Raw genomic sequence first — 16,763 nt, 5'->3', positions numbered from 1 at the left:
GCCTGGACTGCGTGGCCGGCAGCGTGGCGCTTGCCGCGAAGCGGCGTCGACCGCGAAGCCTGGGCCGAGCTTGCGAGTGCCCGGGCGAGCGGTCGACGAGCGACACGCTCGGCCCGACAGCTCAGAACCGCAGCCACTCCAGCACCGCCCGCACCCGGCGGTGGTCGTCGGTGTCGGCGGGCAGGTCGAGCTTCGCGAAGATGCTGTTGATGTGCTTGGCGACGGCCTTCTCGGTGACGACCAGCGCCTGGGCGATGCCGGCGTTGGCGCGGCCCTCGGCCATCAGGGCGAGCACCTCGCGCTCCCGCTCGGTGAGCCGGTCGACCGGGGTGTCCTTGCGGCGGTCGAGGACGGCGGCGACGACCGAGGGGTCGAGGACGGTGCCGCCGTCGGCGACCCGGCGCAGGGCGTCGACGAACTCGGCGACGTCGGAGACCCGGTCCTTGAGGAGGTAGCCGACCGCGCCCTCGCCGCTCGCCAGGAGCTCGCGGGCGTAGAGCTGCTCGACGTACTGCGAGAGCACCAGGACCGGGAAGCCCGGCCGGCGCTCGCGGGCGGCGATCGCGGCGCGCAGGCCCTCGTCGGTGAAGGTCGGCGGCATCCGTACGTCGACCACGGCCGCCTCCGCGCTCGGGTCGTCGAGCGCCCGCTCCAGCTCGGTGAGGTTGTCGACCGCGGCGACCACCTCGAAGCCCTTGGCCTCGAGCAGCTGGGTCAGCCCGGCTCTCAGGAGCGCGTGGTCTTCGGCGAGGACGATGCGCACGGAACCTCCCAGGTCACGACGGTGGGCCCGCCGACGGGGCTCGACACCGACAGGGTTCCATCGAAGGCTGCCAGACGGGCGGCCACGCCCGGGAGCCCGGTCCCCCCGCGGAGGTCGGCGCCGCCGCGGCCGTCGTCCCCGACCTCGCCGCGCAGCACGGCGCCGTCGTGGCGGATGCTCACCCAGGACTGCGCGGCCCCGGCGTGCTTGGCGGTGTTGGCGAGGCACTCGGCCACCGCGAAGTAGACCGCCGACTCGACCGGCGCCGGCAGCCGGTCGGGTACGTCGAGGGCGAGCTCGACCGGGACCGCCATGTCCAGGGCCAGCGCGGACACCGCGCCCGCGAGGCCGCGGTCGGCGAGCACCGGCGGGTGGATGCCGCGGACGACGTCGCGCAGCTCGCCGAGCGCCGTGGACGACGTGCCGCGGGCCTCGTTGATCAGCCGGCGTGCGGCCTCCGGGTCGGAGTCGAAGAGGTCGTCGGCGAGGCCCAGGCTGAGGGAGACGGCGGCCAGCCGGGCCTGCGGCCCGTCGTGCAGGTCGCGCTCGATCCGGCGCAGCTCGGTCGCCGAGTGGTCGACCACCACGGCCCGCGACGCGGTCAACGCCTCCACCCGCTGCTCCAGCCGCTCGGTGCGGCCGATGGTGAGGATCGCGCGGTCCACGGCCGCGCGACCGCGCAGGAGCGGGACGACGCCGTACCACCAGATCGGGAGCGTCACCACCGCGAGGAAGAGCACCACCGCGAGCAGCGAGACCGCGAACCCGAAGGTCATCGCCCACAGCATCCAGAGCAGGTCGCGCCAGGTCATCGGGTCGGCGGCGCGGGTGCGCAGATCGGCGAGCGGGCCGCCGGTGAGGGGGAGGTACGGCGCCGGCACGGGCGTGCCGAGGACCCGGCCGGCCATCGAGCGGTGCAGCCCGGCCAGGCCGCGCATCGCGGGCAGGAGACCGGCCAGCAGCAGGATCCCGACCCACACCACGACCAGCACCGAGCTGACCACCACCAGCACGAAGGTCACCACGATCGGGGCGAACAGCAGCACGTGCAGGGCGGCGTACCCGGTCACCGTCCAGCGACCGGCGCGCGCCCCACCGTCGGGGCTGACGTCGCCGGGACGGACGTCGTCGAGACTGCTGCTGCTCACCGCACCAGTCTCCCCGACGCGGGCCGGACGGGCAGTGGTGCAGGCACCACTCCCGGACGGGACGCTCCACCCCTGACCTCGCCCCTCGGCGTCGGGAGGCTGGAGCCACTCTCCCTTCTCTCTCCCAGGAGCTCCCATGTCCACAGCCCTGAGCGCGCTGCCCACGCGCGCCGCCCGCTGGAGCGCCACCCATCCCTGGCGCGCGATCGGCGCCTGGCTGGCGTTCGTCGTGATCGCGGTCGGCCTGGCCGCCACCGTCCCCACCAACGACGTCGAGGACGCCGACTACCGGGTCGGCGAGTCCGGCCGCGCCGCCGACCTGGTCGACGCCGCCGGGCTCGACCAGGCGCCGTACGAGAGCGTCCTGGTGCGCGCCCGCTCGGGCGACCTGGACGCCGCCGCCGCCCGCGCGGCCGCCGCCGAGCTGGCCGAGCAGATGCGGAGCGTCCCCGGTGTCGCGGGGGTCGGCGACGCCGTCCCCAGTGCGGACGGCAGCGCCCTCCTCGTCTCCGTCGAGCTGACCTCCGAGGACGTCGACGCCGCGCCGCTGCTCGACGTGACGTCCGCGGTCCAGGCCGACCATCCCGACCTGGTCGTCGCGCAGGCCGGCGACGTCACCATCGGCGACGCGATCGACGAGCGGGTGGGCGAGGACCTGCGGTCGGCGGAGTTCATCAGCCTCCCGATCACGCTGGTGCTGATGCTGCTCGCCTTCGGCGCGCTCATCGCCGCCGGGCTGCCGGTGCTGCTCGCCGCGACCAGCGTCGCCGCGACGATCGGCATCAGCGCCCCGATCTCGTGGCTGGTCCCGGCCGAGCCGACCGTCTACAGCATGATCGTGCTGATCGGCATGGCCGTCGGCGTCGACTACTCGCTGTTCTACCTCAAGCGGGAGCGCCAGGAGCGGGCCGCCGGACGTACGACGCTCGACGCCGTCGCGATCGCCGCGGAGACCTCCGGCCACGCGATCCTGGTGTCCGGCGCCGCCGTGGTCGCCTCGCTGGCGGGCCTGTTCGTGCTCACCGACGTCACCTTCAACTCCCTGGCCACCGGCGCGATCCTCGTGGTCGCGGTCGCCGTCCTCGGCTCGATCACCGTGCTCCCCGCGCTGCTGGTCAAGCTCGGCCGCTGGGTCGACCGGCCCCGCATCCCCCTGCTGTGGCGGCTCACCCGCCGCGTCCGGACCGGCACGATCAGCGGCCGGGTCCTCGGCCCGGTGGTCCGCCATCCCGTCGCCGCGCTGGTCGTCTCCTCGATCGGCATCGCCGCGCTCGCCGTACCCGCCTTCACGATGAAGACGCACCAGGCCAGCATCGAGACGCTGCCCGCCGACATCCCCGCCGTGCAGACCCTGCGCGAGATCACCCGGGCGTTCCCGGGCGAGGGCACCTCCGCCCAGGTCGTCGTGACCGGCGCGGACCCGGCCGCGGCGCAGGCCGCGCTGGAGCGACTCGCCACCGACGCCGAGCGCTCCGGCGACTTCGTGACCGACGGCGCGCAGGTGCGCACCTCCGCCGACGGCGGTACGTCGGTCGTCGACCTCGCGCTGCCCTTCGAGGAGTCCGACGACCGGGCCGCCGACGCCATCGAGCGGCTCCGCGCCGACCTCGCCCCGGCCGCCCTCGACGACCTCCCCGGCGACAGCGCATGGGCGGTCGGCGGCGGCGCGGCCGACTCGCTGGACTACAACGACAAGCGGGACCAGCGGATGCCGTTCCTGCTGGGCTTCGTGCTGCTGCTGACCATGGTGATGATGGTGCTCGCGTTCCGCAGCGTCCTGCTCGGCCTGGTCTCGACCGTGCTCAACCTGGCGTCGGTCGGCGTCGCGTTCGGCCTGCTGTCCATCGTCTTCCAGCACGGCGTCGGCGAGGGCCTCCTCGACTTCACCAGCCCGGGCTTCGTGATCGACTGGATCCCGATCTTCGTCCTCGTCGTCCTGGTCGGCCTGTCCATGGACTACCACGTGTTCGTGCTGAGCCGGATCCGCGAGCTGATCGACCGCGGCCTGCCCGCCCGCGACGCCGTGCACCGCGGCATCGCCGACACCGCCGGCGTGATCACCAGCGCGGCCGCCGTGATGGTCTCCGTGTTCGCCATCTTCGCGACGCTGTCGATGATGGAGATGAAGATGATGGGCGTCGGCCTCTCCGCCGCGATCCTCATCGACGCCACGGTGATCCGGCTCGTCGTGCTCCCCGCGGTGCTGGTGCTGCTCGGTGAGCGGGCCTGGCCGCGGCGCCCGGCCCGGCGCGCCGCCGATGCGGTGCCGGAGCCCGCGCCCGCGCTCGCCCGATGACCGCCTCAGCGTGGCTCAGCGGCGAGCGCCGGGCAGCTTCACCAGTTCTGCTGCGTGGGCCGGAAGAGCAGCTCGTTCATCGCGACCCGGGGGTGGCGGGTCAGGGAGAACACCACCACGTCCGCGATGTCGTCCGCCTCGAGCTGCTCGATCGTGGCGCTGCGGGCGCTCACCGCGGCGAGCACCTCCTCGTCGGTGATCGAGAACCGCAGGTCGGTGTTCGTCGAGCCGGGCTCGAGGACGATGACGCGGACTCCGCGGTCGCCGACCTCCTGTCGCAGCGACTCGCAGAACGCGGTGATGGCGTACTTGCTCGCGCAGTAGCCGGACGTGTTGACGCGCGCCACGCGACCGGCGGCCGACGACAGCTGCACGACCGCGCCCTGTCGCTCGAGGAGGTGCGGGAGGGCGAGCTTGGCCAGGAACATGGAGCCCAGGACGTTGACCTCCATCATCTGGACCCACTCCTGCGGATCGGCGTTCTCGATCCTCGCCATCAGCATGACGCCGGCGCCGTTGACGAGGACGTCCAGACCGCCGAGCTCGTCCACGGTGCGCTGCACGGCGGTCGCGCAGTCCTCCCAGCGCGCGACATCGGTGGGTACGGCGATCGCTCGGCCGCCCTGGCCGCGGATCTCGGCGACGACGGCGTCCAGCTCCGCGTCCCGCCGGGCGGCCACGGCGACGGCCATGCCCTCCCCGCGAGCGCCCGTGCGGTCGCCGCGCCGATGCCCGACGAGCCGCCGGTGACCAGGGCGACCTTGCCCGCGAGGTCGGTCTCGGTCCTCATGCGCTCACCTCCGCCGGGAGCGCGACGCCCTTGTCCGCCGCGAGCCGGGCCAGCTCGTCCCAGGTGCGCTCGTCGATCTCGAGGCCGTCGAGACTGCCGGCACGGCGCCGCCGCTCCTCCAGCTCGCCCGGGTAGAGGATCTCGGTGAAGCCCTCGGCCGGCTCGGTGGCCTTGAGGAAGTCGATGAAGGCGTCGACGTCGGCCGCGAGATCGGCCAGCGGCCGGAACCGCTCGACGTCGAACAGCGCGATGAAGCAGCCGTCGTTGTGCCGGCCCTGCGGGTCGATCCCGAAGCCCAGACCGGTGAGCAGCCCCGAGAGCACCTCCACCATGAACGACAGGCCGTAGCCCTTGTGCCCCTGGTCGGCGCCGACCGGCAGCAGTGCCCCGCCCTCGTAGAAGGCGTTGGGGTCGGTGGTCCCGCGGCCCTCGCTGTCGACGATCCAGCCCGCCGGCACCTGCTCACCACGCGCCTTCGCGACCTGCAGCTTGCCCGAGGCGACCGCCGCGGTCGCCATGTCGATGCAGACGACGCCGGACTGCCCGGACGGCACGGCGATGGAGATCGGGTTCGTCCCGAGGCGCCGCTCCCGGCCGCCGAACGGCGTGACGGACTTCGGTCCGAGCCCCGAGTCGGCGGTCATCACCGCGATCAGGCCGGCCTCGGCGGCCATCGCGGTGTAGGCGCCGAGGCGGCCCACGTGCCCCTGGTGCCGGATCGTCACGCCCGCGACACCGGTCGCCCTGGCCTTCTCGATGGCCATCCTCATCGCGCGGTCCGTGACGACGAAGCCGAATCCCCAGTTGCCGTTGACCACGGCGGTGGTCGGCCCCTCCGTCTCGACCTCGAACGGCGCGCCGGGAACGATATGTCCCTTCTCGATGCGAGCGAGGTAGTCGGCGGTCTTGATCACGCCGTGCGAGTCGTGGCCGACGAGGTTGGACTCGACCTGGCTCCGGGCGACGATCTCTGCCTCCTCGCGCGATACGCCGTACGCCTGATAGAGCTCGCCGAGGAAGCCCTCGAGTACGTCGTGCCTGAGCCTCATGTCATTTCCTTCCTGTATCAGCCGAGGCGGAGGGCGGACAGGGTGTCCGCCCACCGCTGGAGAACCGGCCCCGTGGGGACCGTGAGCTCGAAGGTGGGGCCGCCGGTGAGCGTGGCGTAGTCGGCCTCGTCGATGCTGACCTCGCGCACGGTCGCGGCGATGCCGCGGAGGCGCTGCCCCGCGACGGCGAACTCCCAGCTGCGACCCACCACGAGCCGGTGACCGTGGAGGGCGCCGTCGGCCACCACCGTGCACAGCGCCTCCGCGCCGGGCTCCGCCAGGCGCGCGGCGGTCGAGCTCGATCCGTGCAGTCCGAGCCGCCACTGCGTCGGGCCGAGGACCAGCGCCTCGCCGACGCTGAGCATCGCGACGTGGGCTCGGCCGTCTGGGTCGGTGGTGATCAGCTCGATCGCGTGATCGAGGTGCCGGGCGAGCTCGTCGCCACCGAGCAGACGCTGCACCGCGAGCCGGGTGGAGGCGACGAGGATCTTGGTCACCGGCGCAGCAGTCGCTTGAGGAGAGCGACGAGCACGAGCAGGCCCAGCAGGCCGCCGCCGGCGCGGAGCAGGTGCGGCTTGAGCACGGCGAGCAGATCGAGGCTGTCGTCGACCGGCGCCGCCGCCGGTGCGGCCGCCGGCCGCGGTGCGCCCGGCGCCGCGGCGGTCTCCTCGACCGGCGGCGGGCCACTCATCTCGCGGGCGAGGTTGTCGGCGAACTGGGCGATGATCTTCGACCCGACGTCGGCGATCAGCCCCCGTCCGAGCTGTGCCGGCTTGCCGGTGATCGCCAGGTCGGTGACCAGCTCGACGCGTGCGGCGCTGTCGCCGGCCGGGAGGACCCGGGCCGCGATGTCGGCCTTGACGGTCCCGGATCCGCGCTGCTCCTTGCCCTGGGCGGCGAGCCTCACGCTGTGGTTCACCCGGTCGACGTCCTGCATCTGCATCTCACCGGCGTAGCTGACCGTGACCGGTCCGGCCTTGATCTTCACGCGGCCGGTGTAGACGTCGTTCTCCGAGCTGTCGATGGCGGCGCCGGGCAGGCAGACCGCGATGCGCTCGATGTCCAGCAGAATGGGCCAGGCCTCGTCGATCGCGACGGGGATCTCGAAGCTGTTCTCGAGCTTCACGTGGCTACTTCCTTCCTGTGCGCGGGTCGTCGCGCTCGTCAGTCGGATCCGGAGACGCGCACCTGGGCGGGGTTGAGGGCGCCGTAGCGCGCCTTGTCCGAGGTGATCGCGATCGCCTCCGGCAGGTTCTCGAGGCCGTCCAGGCGGTGGGTGATCATCGAGGAGAGGTCGACTCGTCGCGACCCCACCAGCGATGCGGCGAGCGCCATGTCCTGCGGGCCACCGCCGCTCGGCGGGAACTGGTAGCGCAGGCGCTTGCGGCGGCAGACGTTGAAGTCCAGGCTCACCGGCTCGTGGTAGTGGGCGAGGCTCAGGATGGTGCCCCCGGACGCCACGCACGCGACGGCCTCGCTCACGGTGGCGCCACCGGACAGGCCGACCTTCGGACTGCCGCTGGCCGCCTCGATCACGACGGGCGCGCCGCTGCCGCCGGTGAGCTCCTGCACCCGCGCCGGGACGTCCTCGGTGCTCGCGTCGATGGTCTCGTCCACACCGAGCCGGCGGGCGACCTCCAGGAGGTCGGGACGCCGGTCGACGCCGATCACCAGCCGGGCGCCCGCGGCCTTCGCCACCTGCGCGCAGTTGAGGCCCATCACCCCCTGGCCGAGCACCAGGACGACGTCGCCGAGACCGATCCCGAGGTCCTGGACGATCCGGACGCAGCTGGACAGCGGCTGGAGCGCGGTCGCCTCCCAGTCGTCGACGCTGTCCGGGACCGGCACGAGGGCGTCCGCGGGCACGGCGGCCAGCTCGGAGAAGCAGCCGGGGAAGTGCCGCCCGATGGTGCCGTGGCGGCTGTGCAGCGCGGTCACGCGATCTCCCACCGCGACCTGGCTCTCGCCCGGCGCGACCGCCACGACCTCGCCGCAGAACTCGTGGCCGAACAGCAGCTGCGGGCCCTCCGCGAGTCGCTGCGCGACCACGTCGTACCCCGAGGAGCGCTCACCCTTGAGCAGCTGGACCTCGGTGATGGCCGGCTGCACGACACCGACCCGCACCACCGGCCATCCCGGCCGCGGCTCGGGATCGGGCACCTCCTCCAGGCGGAGGTCGTCGTAGCCGTGGGTGACCCATGCCCTCATGCCGGCGAGCCCACGGGTTCACGGGGCTCCAACGAGGCCAGGCTGCCGCCACCCCCGTCCGGCACGATGGCGCACGCGTCGTCCTCGAACAGGACGCGCACCGGGGTGCCGTCGGGGATCGAGATCCGTGGCGAGGTCTTGACCCGCAGGGTCACCTCGCCCAGCTTGACCATGTGGTCGACGCCGTCGCCCAGGAACGCCCGCGCCGCGACCTCCCCGGTCCAGTCGCCTCCCGCCGCGGTGTCCAGGCTCATCGACTCGGGCCGCACGGTGATGAGGACGCCGTCGCCGACGGTGTGCTCCTGGGCGGATCCGGCCGTCACCTCGCCGAAGGCCGTCCTGATCACGAACCCGGTGCCCTGGGGCGCCGGGCCCACGACCTGGCCCTCGATGAAGTTCGCCGAGCCGATGAAGTCCGCGACGAAGCGGGTGGTCGGCGAGCCGTAGATCTCGCGCGGCTTGCCGAGCTGCTCGATGCGGCCGTGGCGCATGACCGCGATGCGGTTGGACATGGCGAGCGCCTCGACCTGGTCGTGGGTGACGTAGACCGCGGTCACCCCGAGGTCCCGCTGGAGCCGCTTGAGCTCGAAGCGCATCCCCTCGCGGAGCTTGGCGTCCAGATTGCTCAGCGGCTCGTCGAGCAGGAGGAGGGGCGGCTCCATCACCAGGGCCCGTGCCAGCGCGAGGCGCTGCTGCTGACCGCCGGACAGGTCGGTGGCCCGTCGTCCGGCCAGGTGGCCGAGCTGGACGACGTCCAGCACCCGCTCGACGCGCACCCGGATCTCCTTCTTGGACGGCCGCGACTTGCGCGGCATGATCTCGAGCGGGAAGGCGATATTGCGGAAGACATCCATGTGCGGCCAGATCGCGTAGGACTGGAAGACCATGCCCAGCCCGCGCTGGTTGGCGTCGACGTCGATCTTCCGCTCGGAGCTGAACAGCACCCGGTCCCCCAGCGTGATCTCGCCGGCGTCGGGGCGCTCCAGGCCGGCGACGCACCGCAGGGTGGTCGTCTTGCCGCATCCCGACGGGCCGAGCATCGTGAACAGCTCGCCCGGCTCCAGCTCGACCGAGAGATCGTCCACCGCCGCCACGGCCGCCTGGTCCAGCTTCTTGTTGGCTGGGAACGTCCGGTTCAGTCCCTTGATCTTCAGCATGGTTCGTTCGTCCTTTGAGGTTCCGCGGGTAGGGGCTGTCGAGCGGGACGTCGCCGTGGCGAGGCCGGCTGGTCCGCGCTCATATGTTGTCCTCGATGCCGAACCGGCTGCTCAGCTTGCGGGCGGCCAGGATGATGACGAGCAGCACGGCGATCATGACCATGCCGACCGCCGCCACCGCCGGGAACCGGCCGTTCGACCACAGCTCCCAGATCGTGATCGAGAGCACCTCGTTGCCGGGCGAGTAGAGCAGCAGGGAGCTGGAGAGCTCGCGGAGCGAGACGGTCACGACGTAGATCCAGCCCGCGATCAGCCCGGGCATGATCAGCGGCAGGATCACCTTCCGGAAGACCTGCCACCAGGTCGCCCCGCTCATCCGCGCCGACTCCTCCAGCTCGCCGGCCACCTGCACCATGGAGGTCGATGCGTAGCGCATGCCGTAGGGCATGAACCGCGTGAAGTACGCGATGAACAGGACCCAGATGGTGCCGTAGATCGGCAGCGGCACCCACAGGTAGATCGTCAGCAGTGAGAAGCCGAGGACGATGCCCGGCACCGCCAGCGGCGCGGTGGCCAGGAGGTCGATCAGCACCCGGCCGCGCACCTTGGTGCGGATCACGACCCAGGAGGCGATCGCCATCACCAGCATGACGGCGGTGGCCGTCAGCACCGCCAGCAGGATGCTGTTGCGCAGCGAGCGGAGGATGGTGTCGTCGCCGAAGACGTCGCGGTAGTTGGCGAGGGACGGGTTGGTCAGGGTGTCCCAGGTCGGCGGCGAGTAGAAGCTCTGGGTCGAGCCGTAGGCGAGGACGAACAGCGGGAGGACCACGGCCACGACGAAGTAGAGGATGACCAGCGCGCCGATCGGCCACCGCGCGCGGCCGAGGTCCATCGTGCTGGAGCGGAACCCCTTGCCGGTCACGGTCTGGTACGACTTCTGGTTGCGGCGGGTGAGCCGGCCGTACCACCACATGCCGAGGGCGGTGAGCAGCAGCAGGCCGATCGAGTACGACCCGGCCGTCGCCTTGTCCAGCGGGTAGTCGCTCAGCGCTCGCCAGATCCTGCCGGTGAAGACCGTGATCCCGTTCGGCAGTCCGATCAGGGCAGGAACCTCGAACGCCTCGAGGCCACGGACCATCATCACCACGACGGAGGCGTAGATCGCCGGGGCCGCCATCGGGATGGTGATCCGCCGGATGACGGTGCGCCGCTTCGCGCCGCACATCAACGCGGACTCCTCGAGCGAGGGATCCATGCTCTTGAACGAGGCGTACAGGAGCAGGAAGACCAGCGGGGCGAGGTGCTGGCCCTCGACGAAGATCATGCCGGGCATCGAGAAGATGTCCAGGGCCCCGGGACCGAAGAGCGGCTCCAGCCAGTGGTTGATCAGCCCCACGCGGGGCTGCCGAGGTAGATCCAGGCGATGGTCGAGAGCACGCCCGGCGTGATCAGGGGACCAGCGCGGAGGCGAAGATCAGCCCCTTGAAGGGGAGATTGGTCCGGGCGGCCAGGTAGGCCAGGACGCCACCCTGGAGGACCGCGTAGATCGTCGTGCCGATGGCGAAGACGAAGGAGTCCTTGACCAGGCCACCGAATCCGTAGGCCGAGTAGGCGTCCTCGACGCCCTCCAGGGTGAAGGACCCGTCCCGCCACAGCGTCTCCCACACCAGCGCCACGATCGGGCCGATCGCGAGCCATCCGACGACGACCGCGACGACGAGGGTGACGAGGAACGAGGGACGACGGATCGCCGTCAGCAGACGGCCGGATCGGCGGGGTCCCGACGGCGGCCGCTGCGCGGGCGCGGGATCGGTCTTGGTGAGGACAGACATGTCAGGAGGCGGCTCTCACGGTTCACTTGATGATGTAGCGGTCGACGAGCTCGGTCCAACGGCGCGAGGCGTCCTGGTAGGCCTGGGCGGAGTGCTCGCCGACGATCTCCCAGATGTCCACCGGCTCGTTCTCACCCTGCACCACATCGGGCGTGGGCGCGTCCTCCCGGGCGGAGAGGTAGAGGGGTTGATGGTCTGGCCCTCGGCCGAGAGCTCGTAGTCGATGTACAGCATCGCCGCGCACGGGTGCGGCGCCTTCGCCGCCATCGACAGCGCACCCTGGGTCCACTGCGGGTCCACGGGAAGCCACTCCACCGGTGCGTTGGGGCTCTGCTGCTTCAGCGCCTCGACGCCGGAGAGATTGACGCCGGGCGCCACCAGCGCCTCGCCGGCCGCGACCTGGGCGATGATCGCGTCGGTGTTGGCGTCGGTGGTCCGCACGTCCTGCTCGCCGAAGCGCTCGAGGAACTCCTCGCCGTACTTGTTCTCCATCCAGCCGACCCACTGCGTGCCGAGCAGGGTCGTGGACATCGCGATGTGGCCCTTGAACTCGGGCTTCAGCAGGTCCTCGGAGGTCTTCGGAGGGTTGGGCACCTTGTCGGTGTTGTAGATGATGCCGTAGGGGATCTGGTCGCTGATGACGTACTTGCTGTCCGGCCCGATCGCGGTCTCGGGATAGGCCTCGAGCTCCGGCGAGCTGAACGGGGCGAACAGGTCCAGCAGGCTCTCGGCCACCTCGACCTTGACGTCGATGACGTCGGCCTTGTTGACGCCCGCCTGCGCCTCCTTCGACAGCGTCTCGGCGGTCTCGGCGGAGGTGCGCCGGGTCGTCTCGACCTTGATGCCGGGGTACTTCTTCTGGAAGCCCTCCTTGAGCGGCTGCCACAGATCGGTCTGCTGGGCGGAGTAGACGGAGAGCGAGCCCTCCTCCTTCGCGCACTCCTCCAGGTAGCCCTGCCGGTCGTCGCCCGAGTACTGCGCGGCCTCCTTCACCTTCGCCGAGTTCTCCTCGGAGCTGTCGCCACAGCCGGCCAGTGTCACCACCGCTGCCACCGACGTCGCGACTGCGACGAACCGTCCCACCTTCATCGATTGCCACCCTCTCTCCAGGACCCGTGAGCCAGGTCACTTCTGTACCGTGACATGTAATGCATTACATGTCAACGATGTCTACAAGGTTTCCAGAAACGAACGCATGGCCGCGTTGAACGCGACCGGCTGCTCCAGGTAGCAGGCGTGACCCGCTCCCTGCAGCGCCACCATCTGCCCGCGGGGAAGCCGCTCGGCCAGGGGCGCGGCACCCGCGTGCGCCGCGTCCTCGGTGCCGGAGACGACCAGGGCCGGCGCCTGGATCCCGGCGATGAACGACTCCGGCTCCACCTCGGCCCTGATCTCGAAGAGCCGGCTGATCGCCGCCGGATCGGCGTGCTCGCCACGACGGCAGGTCGTCTCCACGAAGAACCGGCCGAGATCGCTGGACCCGAAGTCCCGCGAGAGGACGTCGAGGGCATGGGGCCGGCGCGCGGCCCGGCCCAGCTCGGCGTACTCGCGGATCCGGCGCGCGATGTAGTGGCGGTGCGGATCCCAGCCGGTGCCGCTCACCACGAGCGCGCGCACCGCCTCGGGACGCTGGTGGTACATGATCTCGACGAGATGGCTGCCGATCGAGCAGCCGACGAGGATCGCCGGCCCGCCCCGGGTCTCGCGGTCCACCGCGCGCCACACCGCCGCGGCCAGGTCCTCGATCGTCCACTCCGGCGGGATCGGCGGCGTGGCTCCGTAGCCCGGCAGGTCGACCGCCACGCATCGGTGGCTCGCGGCGAACTCGAAGACCTGGTAGAGCCACGACCACGAGTCCAGCGGATTGGGATGGACGAAGACCATCACCGGATCCCTCGCGTCGCCACTCACCCACGATGCCAGCTCCGGGAGCCGCTCGTCGGCCATCGTCCACGTCACCCCATCTCACTCCATCTCGTCGAGCATCGTCGCGACCTCCGCGGAGGTGGCGACGTCTGCGTACTTCGCGGACAGGTCGAGCAGCGACGCGGCGTGGCTGAGCTCGAGGCGGTCGAACGTGGCGTCCGCGACGACCACTGTCCGGAGGTCGTAGGAGAACGCGTCCACGGCCGTCGCCCGGACGCAGCCGCTGGTGGTCCCCCCGCAGATCACGACGCTGTCCACGCCGCGCTCGATCAGCCGCGCCAGCAGCGTCGTGGCGAAGAACGCGCTCGGCTTGGGCTTCTCCAGGACGATCTCGTCCTCCCGGGGGCCACCAGCGTGTTGATGCGGAAGGGATGGGGCGGTCGGCGTCCGGCGACCTCGGGGCTGACCTTGTCGTTCCAGCGGCCGCGCCCTCCGGGCTCCACCCGCCCGGTCGTGTAGATGACGGGTACGCCGCGCGAGCGCGCGAGGCCGACGAGCGGCACCATCGCGCGGACGGCGTCCCAGGCAGCGGTCCCGCAGCTGCTCCGCCAGCGCCGGACCGACTCCTCGACGGGCAGCTCCTCGGGTCCGCAGAAGGAGTCGTTGACGTCGACCAGCAGCAGGGCCGGTCGCGCGCCCAGCCCGACCCTCCCGCCGAACCCGGCGAGCTCGAGGATCCGGGCATCGCGCTCACTCAGGAACCGCCGCGCGGCGTCGGTGCTCACCTGACGATGTACCTGTCGACGAGCTCGGTCCAACGGCGCGAGGCGTCCTGGTAGGCCTGGGCGGAGTGCTCGCCGACGATCTCCCAGATGTCCACCGGCTCGTTCTCACCCTGCACCGCCTCCGGTGCGGGCACGTCGTCCCGGGCGGAGAGGTAGAGGGGGTTGATGGTCTGGCCCTCGGCCGAGAGCTCGTAGTCGATGTACAACATCGCCGCGCACGGGTGCGGCGCCTTCGCCGCCATCGACAGCGCGCCCTGCGTCCAGTGGGAGTCGATCGGGAGCCATGCGATGGGCGCGACCTTGCCGCCGCTCTTCAGCGCCTCGACGCCCGCGAGGTCGACGGCCGGCGCGACCAGCGCCTCGCCGGCCGCGACCTGGGCGATGATCGCGTTGCCGTTGGCGTCGGTGGTCCGCACGTCCTGCTCGCCGAGGCGCTCGAGGAACTCCTCGCCGTACCTGCTCTCCATCCAGCCGACCCACTGCGTGCCGAGCAGGGTCGTGGACATCGCGATGTGGCCCTTGAACTCCGGTCTCAGCAGGTCCTCGGAGGTCTTCGGAGGATCGGACACCTTGTCGGTGTTGTAGACGATGCCGTAGGGGATCTGGTCGCTGATGACGTACCTGTCGTCCGGGCCGATCGCGCCCTCCGGGTACGCCGCGAGCTCCGGCGAGCTGAACGGCGCGAGCAGCTCGAGCAGGCTCTCGGCCACCTCGACCTTGACGTCGACGACGTCGGCCTTGTCCACCCCGGCCCGGGCCTCCTTCGACAACGTCTCGGCGGTCTCGGCCGAGGTGCGCCGGGTCGTCTCGACCTTGATGCCGGGGTACTTCCTCTGGAAGCCCTCCTTCAGCGGCTGCCACAGATCGGTGTTCTGCGCCGTGTAGACCGAGAGCGAGCCCTCCTCCCTCGCGCACTCCTCCAGGTAGCCCTGCCGATCGTCGCCTGCGTAGCGCGCAGCCTGGTCGACCCGCGCCGACTCGTCCGAGCCGCCCCCACAGCCGGCCAGCACGAGCACTGCTGCCACGGACGTCACCGCGCCGACGACGCGTCCACCGCTCATTCCGAATGTCACCTCACGCTCGGGGGCTCCCGTGACCGGAGTCACTCCGGTACTGTGACATGTAATGCATTACATGTCTAGAACCGATCGGACACCCGGAGGCCGCTCATGGACACCCAGCCCACCCCCATCCCGATCGAGGAGCGCTGGCGCCGGACCGTGCCGCCCGAGGACCTCGCGGTCTACGCGGAGGCCGGCTTCGGCGGGGCACGGGAGATGGGCGAGCGCCCCTGCCTCATCCTCGTCGACGTCGTCGAGTCGTTCCTCGGCCCGCGTCCGGGGGAGCAGGCGCAGCCGGGCGACTTCATGTCCTGCGCGCCGCACGGCTGGGCGCGCATGCCCGCCATCGTCCGGCTGGTCGACGTCGCCCGGGAGGCCGGCGTACCGGTGGTCTTCGTGAAGGGCAACCTGATGGCCAAGCGCTTCTGCGGCGGCTCGGTCAAGGCGTCGGCGGCCCCGGCGACCTCGGCACTGCTCCACTCCCGGGGCTTCCCTCCCGAGCTGCAGCCGAAGGACGATGAGTTCGTGCTGGAGAAGTCCCGTCCCAGCGCCTTCTTCGGCACCCCGCTGGTGACCTACCTCAACCGCAACCGGATCGACACGGTGCTGGTCGCGGGCAGCACCACCTCGGGCTGCATCAGGGCGACCGTGGTCGACGCGGCCGCCTACGACTACCGGGTCCTCCTGGTCGAGGACGCGGTCTTCGACCGGTCGATGTTCTCCCACACCGTCAACACCTTCGAGATGCACCAGAAGTACGCCGACGTGGTCGACGTCGCCCGCGTGGAGCAGCTGCTCACCGGCCGCGGGTGAGCCGACGGGCCGAGGGAGCTCGCGCTCCCCGGGCCCCCGGCCCGCGTCACGCCCCCGGAGCGCCCGCCGCGGTGCTCCTGAGCGCCTCCACGAAGCCGGTCACCGCGCCGTCGCGCTGGCTGCTGGGCAGCGTCAGCACCGAGATCCGCCGGACCAGGTCCGGCGTCCGGACCGCCACCGACGCCACATCGCTCCGGCCCGGGGACGAGGCGCCCAGGGGTGCGATGCTGACGCCCATGCCGACCGCGACCAGGCCCTGCAGGGTCCGGAAGTCGTCGGCGTAGAAGACCACGTCCGGCGTGAAGCCCGCCTGGTGGCAGGCACGTTCGTAGATCTCCTGGTGCGGCGGGGAGTGGCGCTGGAAGATCCATTCGGCGTCGGCCAGCTCGATCAGGTCCAGCTCGTCGGCACCGGCCAGGCGGTGCTCCAGCGGGAGCAGCACGTGGAAGGGGTCGTCGAGGAGGTGGAGGCGGTCCACGGACGTCCCGAAGTCCCTCGGGTCCACGCTGTAGTCGAACACGAGCAGCACGTCCAGGGAGCCCGACAGCAGCGGCTCGAGGGGATCCGCCGGGTTCATCGTGCGGATCGCCACGTCCACGTCCGGGTGGTCGGCACGGAACCTGCGCACGGTGCGCGGCAGGAGCTCGACCCCGGCGCTGGAGAAGGCGCCGATCCGCAGCCGGGACCGGGCGTCGCTGAGGGCGCCCACCGCGAGCTCGAACTCGTCCATCTTCGCCAGCACCTCGGCGGCGCCCGAGGCAACGTCGCGGCCCACCTCGGTCAGCGCGACACCGCGCGGCCCCCGGGCGAACAGGGGACGGCCGACCTCCCGCTCGAGGCGCGCCATCTGCTGGGAGACGGCCGACTGGGTGAGGTAGAGCCGCTCAGCGGCCGCGGTGAAGGACCCGACCTCCGCCACGGCGGTGAGGATGCGCAGCTGCCGGAGGTCCACGCTCAGCGCACCTTCGTCACGACCGGCCGCAGGCCCGGCGGGC

18 protein-coding genes are annotated in these 16,763 nt (G+C 71.6%); 2 read left to right on the top strand and 16 right to left on the bottom strand.

Going from position 1 to position 16,763, the window contains the following annotated elements:
• Positions 1-121: 121 nt before the first annotated feature.
• Together FIV44_RS30575 and FIV44_RS15910 are read right to left on the bottom strand one after the other, a co-directional pair.
• Complete coding sequence (locus FIV44_RS30575; protein WP_181410614.1) at positions 122-763, bottom strand: response regulator; 642 nt, start codon at positions 761-763, stop codon at positions 122-124.
• The gene (locus FIV44_RS15910) at positions 727-1,911 is read right to left on the bottom strand and encodes a sensor histidine kinase (protein WP_246086462.1); all 1,185 of its coding nucleotides are present in this window, start codon (positions 1,909-1,911) and stop codon (positions 727-729) included. The genes FIV44_RS30575 and FIV44_RS15910 overlap by 37 nt, the downstream gene beginning before the upstream one ends.
• Positions 1,912-2,047: 136 nt before the next feature.
• Here FIV44_RS15910 and FIV44_RS15905 point away from each other — a divergent pair, with 136 nt between their 5' ends.
• Positions 2,048-4,207, top strand: a complete 2,160-nt coding sequence (locus FIV44_RS15905) for an MMPL family transporter (protein WP_141005283.1) — start codon at positions 2,048-2,050, stop codon at positions 4,205-4,207.
• A 38-nt stretch (positions 4,208-4,245) separates the two neighbouring features.
• Here FIV44_RS15905 and FIV44_RS15900 read toward each other — a convergent pair whose 3' ends face one another.
• From FIV44_RS15900 to FIV44_RS15845, 13 genes are all read right to left on the bottom strand, one after another.
• Positions 4,246-4,899: an SDR family NAD(P)-dependent oxidoreductase gene (locus tag FIV44_RS15900; protein WP_219996031.1), complete on the bottom strand. Its 654-nt coding sequence runs from the start codon at positions 4,897-4,899 to the stop codon at positions 4,246-4,248.
• Between the two features lie 94 nt (positions 4,900-4,993).
• Positions 4,994-6,046 carry an Ldh family oxidoreductase gene (locus FIV44_RS15895; protein ID WP_141005282.1) on the bottom strand — a complete coding sequence of 351 codons (1,053 nt, stop codon included), beginning with the start codon at positions 6,044-6,046 and terminating at the stop codon, positions 4,994-4,996.
• Positions 6,047-6,063: 17 nt separating this feature from the next.
• Positions 6,064-6,543 (bottom strand): hypothetical protein, encoded by a 480-nt coding sequence (locus FIV44_RS15890; protein WP_141005281.1) that lies wholly within the window; start codon positions 6,541-6,543, stop codon positions 6,064-6,066.
• Positions 6,540-7,172, bottom strand: coding sequence for an SRPBCC family protein (locus tag FIV44_RS15885; protein ID WP_181410612.1), 633 nt, complete (start codon positions 7,170-7,172; stop codon positions 6,540-6,542). The genes FIV44_RS15890 and FIV44_RS15885 overlap by 4 nt, the downstream gene beginning before the upstream one ends.
• A 38-nt stretch (positions 7,173-7,210) precedes the next feature.
• Positions 7,211-8,254, bottom strand: coding sequence for a zinc-dependent alcohol dehydrogenase (locus tag FIV44_RS15880; protein WP_141005279.1), 1,044 nt, complete (start codon positions 8,252-8,254; stop codon positions 7,211-7,213).
• Positions 8,251-9,411 (bottom strand): ABC transporter ATP-binding protein, encoded by a 1,161-nt coding sequence (locus FIV44_RS15875; RefSeq protein ID WP_141005278.1) that lies wholly within the window; start codon positions 9,409-9,411, stop codon positions 8,251-8,253. The genes FIV44_RS15880 and FIV44_RS15875 overlap by 4 nt, the downstream gene beginning before the upstream one ends.
• Positions 9,412-9,490: 79 nt before the next feature.
• The gene (locus tag FIV44_RS15870; RefSeq protein ID WP_141005277.1) at positions 9,491-10,807 is read right to left on the bottom strand and encodes an ABC transporter permease; all 1,317 of its coding nucleotides are present in this window, start codon (positions 10,805-10,807) and stop codon (positions 9,491-9,493) included.
• A gap of 52 nt (positions 10,808-10,859) precedes the next feature.
• Entirely contained in the window at positions 10,860-11,243 is a 384-nt protein-coding gene (locus FIV44_RS15865) for a hypothetical protein (protein WP_141005276.1), read from the bottom strand.
• Positions 11,244-11,258: 15 nt separating this feature from the next.
• Positions 11,259-12,332 carry an ABC transporter substrate-binding protein gene (locus FIV44_RS15860; protein WP_141005275.1) on the bottom strand — a complete coding sequence of 358 codons (1,074 nt, stop codon included), beginning with the start codon at positions 12,330-12,332 and terminating at the stop codon, positions 11,259-11,261.
• 81 nt (positions 12,333-12,413) lie between these two features.
• A complete protein-coding gene (locus FIV44_RS15855; RefSeq protein ID WP_141005274.1) occupies positions 12,414-13,202 on the bottom strand; it encodes an alpha/beta fold hydrolase in 789 nt (262 codons plus the stop codon).
• A 6-nt stretch (positions 13,203-13,208) separates the two neighbouring features.
• Positions 13,209-13,493 carry an isochorismatase family protein gene (locus tag FIV44_RS15850; RefSeq protein ID WP_342778910.1) on the bottom strand — a complete coding sequence of 95 codons (285 nt, stop codon included), beginning with the start codon at positions 13,491-13,493 and terminating at the stop codon, positions 13,209-13,211.
• Positions 13,439-13,894, bottom strand: coding sequence for a hypothetical protein (locus FIV44_RS33600; RefSeq protein WP_342778830.1), 456 nt, complete (start codon positions 13,892-13,894; stop codon positions 13,439-13,441). The genes FIV44_RS15850 and FIV44_RS33600 overlap by 55 nt, the downstream gene beginning before the upstream one ends.
• On the bottom strand, positions 13,891-14,955 hold the full coding sequence (locus FIV44_RS15845) for an ABC transporter substrate-binding protein (protein WP_141005272.1): 1,065 nt from the start codon (positions 14,953-14,955) through the stop codon (positions 13,891-13,893). The genes FIV44_RS33600 and FIV44_RS15845 overlap by 4 nt, the downstream gene beginning before the upstream one ends.
• Before the next feature lie 108 nt (positions 14,956-15,063).
• Here FIV44_RS15845 and FIV44_RS15840 point away from each other — a divergent pair, with 108 nt between their 5' ends.
• A complete protein-coding gene (locus tag FIV44_RS15840; RefSeq protein WP_141005271.1) occupies positions 15,064-15,768 on the top strand; it encodes an isochorismatase family protein in 705 nt (234 codons plus the stop codon).
• 46 nt (positions 15,769-15,814) lie between these two features.
• Here FIV44_RS15840 and FIV44_RS15835 read toward each other — a convergent pair whose 3' ends face one another.
• The gene (locus tag FIV44_RS15835; RefSeq protein ID WP_181410611.1) at positions 15,815-16,720 is read right to left on the bottom strand and encodes a LysR family transcriptional regulator; all 906 of its coding nucleotides are present in this window, start codon (positions 16,718-16,720) and stop codon (positions 15,815-15,817) included.
• Positions 16,721-16,763 lie beyond the last annotated feature (43 nt).

Origin of the sequence: Nocardioides humi, assembly GCF_006494775.1 — a bacterium.
In the GTDB taxonomy this organism is placed as follows: Bacteria; Actinomycetota; Actinomycetes; order Propionibacteriales; family Nocardioidaceae; genus Nocardioides; species Nocardioides humi.
This window is presented reverse-complemented; position numbering and strand designations above follow the sequence as displayed.

Bases quoted from the DNA above. Each gene is read 5' to 3' on its own strand.
- FIV44_RS15905 (WP_141005283.1), top strand. From the start codon at position 2,048: ATGTCCACAGCCCTGAGCGCGCTGCCCACGCGCGCCGCCCGCTGGAGC.
- FIV44_RS15840 (WP_141005271.1), top strand. From the start codon at position 15,064: ATGGACACCCAGCCCACCCCCATCCCGATCGAGGAGCGCTGGCGCCGG.
- FIV44_RS15865 (WP_141005276.1), bottom strand. From the start codon at position 11,243: ATGTCTGTCCTCACCAAGACCGATCCCGCGCCCGCGCAGCGGCCGCCG.
- FIV44_RS15895 (WP_141005282.1), bottom strand. From the start codon at position 6,046: ATGAGGCTCAGGCACGACGTACTCGAGGGCTTCCTCGGCGAGCTCTAT.
- FIV44_RS15900 (WP_219996031.1), bottom strand. From the start codon at position 4,899: ATGGCCGTCGCCGTGGCCGCCCGGCGGGACGCGGAGCTGGACGCCGTC.
- FIV44_RS15860 (WP_141005275.1), bottom strand. From the start codon at position 12,332: ATGAAGGTGGGACGGTTCGTCGCAGTCGCGACGTCGGTGGCAGCGGTG.
- FIV44_RS15875 (WP_141005278.1), bottom strand. From the start codon at position 9,411: ATGCTGAAGATCAAGGGACTGAACCGGACGTTCCCAGCCAACAAGAAG.
- FIV44_RS15845 (WP_141005272.1), bottom strand. From the start codon at position 14,955: ATGAGCGGTGGACGCGTCGTCGGCGCGGTGACGTCCGTGGCAGCAGTG.
- FIV44_RS15880 (WP_141005279.1), bottom strand. From the start codon at position 8,254: ATGAGGGCATGGGTCACCCACGGCTACGACGACCTCCGCCTGGAGGAG.